The 850-nt window shown below is 45.1% G+C and carries 2 tRNA genes and 1 rRNA gene; all 3 read left to right on the top strand.

The window, feature by feature from the left end:
• Nucleotides 1-147: 147 nt before the first annotated feature.
• A 5S ribosomal RNA gene (gene rrf, locus C1A07_RS16045) occupies nt 148-265 on the top strand.
• Between the two features lie 50 nt (nt 266-315).
• Nucleotides 316-389, top strand: a tRNA-Ile gene (locus C1A07_RS16040).
• A 215-nt stretch (nt 390-604) separates the two neighbouring features.
• Nucleotides 605-677, top strand: a tRNA-Ala gene (locus C1A07_RS16035).
• The last annotated feature ends 173 nt before the right edge of the window (nt 678-850 follow it).

The raw sequence follows: 850 nt of genomic DNA, 5'->3' as shown, positions 1-850 counted from the left end.
AGGTAGCCGTATCGGAAGGTGCGGCTGGATCACCTCCTTTCTAAGGAAGAAGAACTGATTTCGTTTGGAGCAATCCAACTAAAACGGAAAAGGTAAGTAAGGGTTTTATATACTGTTTAGTGTTCAAGTCAAGGACACGAAAAAGATTCCGGTGGCGATGCGCTTAGGGGAAACACCCGTACCCATCCCGAACACGAAGGTTAAGACCAAAGCGGCCGATGGTACTATATTGGAGACGATATGGGAGAGTAGGTGGCTGCCGGATTAAAAAAGAGAAAAGCCAAGAGAGAAAGACAGATTGGTTTAAAAATAGAAGGGCTTATAGCTCAGCCGGTTAGAGCGCACGCCTGATAAGCGTGAGGTCGGTGGTTCGAGTCCACTTAAGCCCACTGCCTGATAAAAAAGGGAATAAAGATGGATAATTCTCGGAGAAGAGGAAAGGCTCATTTAACCCCACTGTTTGATAAAAGCAGGAAGTGAAAATGGATGGTTCTTGAAAAAGAGGAAAAGTCCGTTGAAACCCATTAAATCAGGTAAGTGGAAACACAAAGGAATAGAAAATAAAACAAGGGATAGCCTCAAATGAGGGAAGGCCCGCATCCGTGGGGGTGTAGCTCAGTTGGGAGAGCACCTGCCTTGCAAGCAGGGGGTCAAGAGTTCGAATCTCTCCATCTCCACTAGGTATCAAACAGAGAAGCGGCAGACTGTAAGTTAGCTGTAAATTGTAAGATACCGCACGTACCTTGAAAACCACATATTGAAGAAAAGATAGAGTCGACTCTTCCGGAAAGAAAAGGAAGGAAGAGAAGAAGACAAATATCAAGACATCCGAGGCCGTATCGAAAGATAC

The organism is Lachnoclostridium edouardi (assembly GCF_900240245.1).
GTDB classification, from domain to species: Bacteria; Bacillota; Clostridia; order Lachnospirales; family Lachnospiraceae; genus Lachnoclostridium_A; species Lachnoclostridium_A edouardi.
The sequence above is the reverse complement of the archived record's forward strand: the minus strand, read 5'-3'. Positions and strand labels throughout refer to the sequence as shown.